6 protein-coding genes and 1 pseudogene are annotated in these 4436 nt (G+C 28.0%); all 7 read left to right on the top strand.

From position 1 onward, the window contains the following. Positions 1 to 220 (top strand): annotated as a pseudogene (locus tag BM384_RS17820) (IS1595 family transposase); the annotation flags it as partial. Positions 221 to 538: 318 nt separating this feature from the next. Next, positions 539 to 1591: a tetratricopeptide repeat protein gene (locus BM384_RS15800; RefSeq protein ID WP_090015038.1), complete on the top strand. Its 1053-nt coding sequence runs from the start codon at positions 539 to 541 to the stop codon at positions 1589 to 1591. Between the two features lie 546 nt (positions 1592 to 2137). After that, the gene (locus BM384_RS15805) at positions 2138 to 2554 is read left to right on the top strand and encodes an MATE family efflux transporter (RefSeq protein ID WP_278280945.1); all 417 of its coding nucleotides are present in this window, start codon (positions 2138 to 2140) and stop codon (positions 2552 to 2554) included. 8 nt (positions 2555 to 2562) lie between these two features. After that, the gene (locus BM384_RS18040) at positions 2563 to 2700 is read left to right on the top strand and encodes a hypothetical protein (protein ID WP_207650740.1); all 138 of its coding nucleotides are present in this window, start codon (positions 2563 to 2565) and stop codon (positions 2698 to 2700) included. 52 nt (positions 2701 to 2752) lie between these two features. Further along, positions 2753 to 3067 carry an MATE family efflux transporter gene (locus tag BM384_RS15810; protein ID WP_090015042.1) on the top strand — a complete coding sequence of 105 codons (315 nt, stop codon included), beginning with the start codon at positions 2753 to 2755 and terminating at the stop codon, positions 3065 to 3067. A gap of 537 nt (positions 3068 to 3604) precedes the next feature. Further along, positions 3605 to 4144 carry an ABC transporter ATP-binding protein gene (locus tag BM384_RS15815; RefSeq protein WP_090015045.1) on the top strand — a complete coding sequence of 180 codons (540 nt, stop codon included), beginning with the start codon at positions 3605 to 3607 and terminating at the stop codon, positions 4142 to 4144. An 83-nt stretch (positions 4145 to 4227) separates the two neighbouring features. Next, the coding region (locus tag BM384_RS17470) for a hypothetical protein (protein ID WP_347455081.1) at positions 4228 to 4436 on the top strand (209 nt) is incomplete at its 3' end.

Raw genomic sequence — 4436 nt, forward strand, 5'->3', positions numbered from 1 at the left:
TAGCTTAAAACAGTATAATATTCAAAAAATAAATAGTCTTCATAGCAACTTAAAGAGATTTATAGCTGTTTATAGAGGGGTATCAACAAAATATTTAGCAAATTATTTAGCTCTTTTTAAATTTATATTTTCAAAATCTGATGAAAATCCAATAAATATAAAAGGAGAACATCCTTATTTAAGCACGAACTTTAAGGGACGTCCACCTATATTTGAATAGCTAGTTTTACTTATCACTCTATTTAAAAATACAGCTAAATCTATTAATAAGAGTAATAAATCACTTGAAACGTATTATGAATATCTTTTAGGTAATTTATGCATACCAGGTTTCTTAAATCAACCTAAAAAAGCAGTTGAATATTATGAAAAAGTTCTTGAAAATTCACACTACTTATGGAATGTTGGAGAAAATATAGAAAAGTCTATAAAATCAAATTTAGCATCATGTTATGTTGAAACAAATGAATTTGATAAAGCTATTAATATTTTAAAAGATAAACCCAAAACTAAACTTGACAATACTGATTTATACAATATGGGTAAAGCTTATTATGGAAAGAAAGATTATGAAACAGCATTAGATTTCATAAGAAGGTCTTTATATATTTTTGAGGATGAACTAGGTTATTTAATGTATGGAAAGATACTTAGAAGATTAAGAAGAAAAGAAGAAGCGTTAGAATACTTGAAAAAATCTTTCTTCTTTTTAGAAAATGAGGATTTTAATTTTTCAATAAGAAAAAAAGAGGTTGAAATGAGTTCTATTGTTCCTAAAGAAGGTATGACTGAAAAAGAAATAGAAGTTCTATATGAGCTTATACAGTGTAATATTGCATTCAAAGATTTTGAAGCAGCATATACAGTAACACAAGTTGCTTTAAAGAAGTATCCTTCAAATGAGAAATTCTTAGATTTAGATGATACTATTTCTGCATTCATAGATATGGAAAATAAAAATAATATTTTAGCTGAAAATATTACTAAGATGAAGAAAGAATATAAATCAGCAAAAGCAGATTTATCTAAAAACATGTGTAAAATGCGTAATTGGGCGGTTGATTTAATGAAAATACAAGGGATGGATATTGAATTAACTGAAGATGATAATCAGTGGAGTATTTTTGAAAAACGTATGGATGTAGTTATTAATAAAATGAAAGAAGATTCAAATTATAAAAGGAATAAAAAATATAAAGAAATTCTACAAGAATTATCATTACACTATCCTACTTTAAGTGAAGAATCAGTAAATACTCTAGCAACAGGTGAATTCTTATATGAATCAAATAAAAATACTACTATAGATTTTGCACCAATAGTCGTAGCTATGAGTAAGTGTTTTGAAATTGAAATCAATAAGCGCTTAAATTTAGTACCTAAGAAGACAATAGGGCAACTTAAATATTATATTAAAGATATGATAAGTAATTATGAAAAAATATATGAATTACTAGAAAAGATTAGAGTATTACGTAATAACTCAGCACATACAGGAGCAACTACAAGAGAAACAGTTGAAGAATTAAGAGAATTGATTTATGGAGAGAATGGAATTAATTATGTTTTATCTTTCTTTACAGAAGCTTAATTTAAGCTAATAGAAATTTAATATATAATATATAGTAATGTTATGAAAAAGAAGATATGTCGGAATGATTAGCAAGTCTTTTATACATATCTTCTTTTTGTTTAAGGACTAAAATAAGTTTTTTTAATGGAGGAAGGAATTAAGAAATGTACTTCTTAAGTTTTTGGGGATAGATTTTTACACTCAAAATGATGGTTCATATATATTGCATTCCAGCTCTTAATGGGCTTTTATATAGAAATGTTGTTATATCCCTACATAGCTTATGATTATTAAAATGAATGTGCTATATAAGCTCTACAGTTAATTCATAAGGAAGTTTCATTATATGAGATAAAGGATATAGATTTACAGGTCAGGCTATTGTATCTGATTTTGGTGCGAGTTTATAGAAAAAGTTTAGTATAGACATAAATTTAATTGAACTTGTACTATTTTTATGTAAAATTTTTTAGAAATGGAGTGATTTGAAATGGATTCAAAAGTATTTAAAACGGTTTCGCCTACAAGTCTTTTCTGCCGTTGTGCTATTCATCGATGATTAGCATGGTAGCAGGATCTTTGTATCAGATTGTGGATGGATTTTTTGTGGGAAGATATATTGGTGAAAGTGCACTGGCTGCTGTGAATCTTATTATGCCTTTGGTGATGATTGTATTTGCAATATCAAATATGATAGCTACAGGGGCTTCTGTTAGAGTATCTATGCTTCTTGGAAAAGGTGATAGAGAAGAAGCTTCTTTGACTTTTACTTATGTTATTAAGATAATTATTTTTATCTCAACAATCATAAGTATAATTGGACTATTTTGGGCTGAACCTATTGTAAGACTTTTAGCAAAAGGTGCCACTGAGGAATCTGTTTACAATGGAATTACATATACACGAGTGTATGCCATATTCAATCTCATTATGACAGTTTATTTTGCTACTGATAATTTTCTTCGTATTTGCAGTAAATAAAAACTGGTATGTGGATAAATGTAGCAATGCAAGTATTAAATATAATTCTTTATGTTATTTTAATTGCTTTTTTGGAACAAGGGGTATGGGCAGCAGCATTAGCAAGTTGCATTGCTATGAGTATTAGTTCTATTGTTACTATTTAAGGGAAAAAGACTGGATATATATTATACAAAAGGAAGGCTTAACCTTAAGTAGGTGGGAATTTTAATTCTTAATGGTTCATCTGAATTCTTCAGTAATATTGCCATGTCTGTTACATTACTGGTATTTAATTTTTATCTTCTTAAATATGGAGGTACTACTGCTGTGACAGCTTTCTCTATTGTGATGTATGTAGACTCTTTTGTTAGTATGCTGATTTTTGAAATGTGTGATGCCTTACAGCCTCCTATCATTCATTGTTATGGAGCAGGTTTAAAGTGGAAGGTTAAGGCTTTTCTTAAAAGAATAATGGCTGCAGGTGCAGTTCTCTATTTAGTTTCAATGATGTTTATGTTCTTTGCAGGGTAGTATGTGGCACCTATTTTTATGAAGCCTGAAGATGTGGAATTACTAAAGATGAGTCTTGTGGCAATGGAGCTTTTCTCTTTCTCCTATTTGTTTGGATGAATAGACATGATTGTTTTTTCCTTCTTCACTTCAATTGAAAAGCCTATGCTTTCACTATTTATATCCCTGTTAGGAACTTTAGTATTTCCTGTTGTAGCTTTTGTGGTTATGACAAATTTCTGGGGCTTAATGGAGTATGGTTGTCGTCTACAGTATCAGGTATTTTAATTTCTATTGTGGCTATTGTAGTGCTGAATTTATACGGTGTAGAATGATATTATGTTAAAGTATGGAAAATTTGGTTTTTTAAAGAATATATTATGGTTTTGAATGATTTTATAATTTGGAATAGAGTTATTTCTTTATTAATAGCGTCAATAGTAATTGGCGCTATTATTTTTAGGCAATAATTTATATTAAAACTTTATCTTTTCTTTATTTTTAATTGATAAAAAAATACTTTTCATATTATAGACTTAAATCAAGGAGATGATTTAAGTGATAGAAATAAATGGTATAGAAAAATCATTTATTCAAGGAAATACTACGCAAAAAGTTTTAAAAGGAATAAATTTAAAGATAAATGAGGGAGATTTCATAACTATTATGGGGCCCTCAGGAGGCGGAAAATCTAATTTATTATATACATTAGCTTTATTGTCAGAGCCAAGCAGTGGTAAGGTGGTATTTAACAATAAAATAATTAATTATAAAAAGGAAAAAGAAATAGAAAAATTCAGAAGAAAGAATATTGGAATTGTTTTTCAAAATCATAACTTAATAAGCTGCTTAACTGCTTTAGAAAATATTATTATTGCAATAGACTCCAATAAAAAGTATAGAGTTAAGAGAGAAAAAGCAGAAGCGTTTTTAAAAAGAGTAGGATTGTATGATAAGAGAAATCTTACGGCATCAGCACTTTCAGGAGGTGAAGCTCAAAGGATAGCAATTGTAAGAGATTTAGTAAATAATCCAAAAGTAATTCTTTGTGGTGAACCTACAGGTGCGCTCAATGTCGTCAACTTAAGAATAAAATAAAAAATATAAAAAAAAGCTTGACAATAGAGAAAAAATTTGCAGCCTCGCTATAGAGAAATAAATTTATAGCGAGGTTTAATATTATGAAAAATACAACATTATTATCTGCAATTTTGAAAGATACAAACAATTTAATTACTTCGAGTGAATTTAAAGAAGCTTACAGTTTAGGTAATTCATTTTCAAGAAATAGAAAATTATCATTTTCTAATGCTGTCTTTTTTATTTGCTCCGCATTACGTAAATCTATATCTTCTGAAATTAATAATTTTATTGAAGATCATAAATATTT

The sequence above is a fragment of the Clostridium sp. DSM 8431 genome (genome assembly GCF_900116755.1).
GTDB lineage: Bacteria > Bacillota > Clostridia > Clostridiales > Clostridiaceae > Clostridium.

Excerpts from the sequence above, each read along its gene's own strand:
- BM384_RS15800 (WP_090015038.1), top strand. The coding sequence starts at position 539 with ATGGGTAAAGCTTATTATGGAAAGAAAGATTATGAAACAGCATTAGAT.
- BM384_RS15805 (WP_278280945.1), top strand. The coding sequence starts at position 2,138 with ATGGTAGCAGGATCTTTGTATCAGATTGTGGATGGATTTTTTGTGGGA.
- BM384_RS18040 (WP_207650740.1), top strand. The coding sequence starts at position 2,563 with ATGTGGATAAATGTAGCAATGCAAGTATTAAATATAATTCTTTATGTT.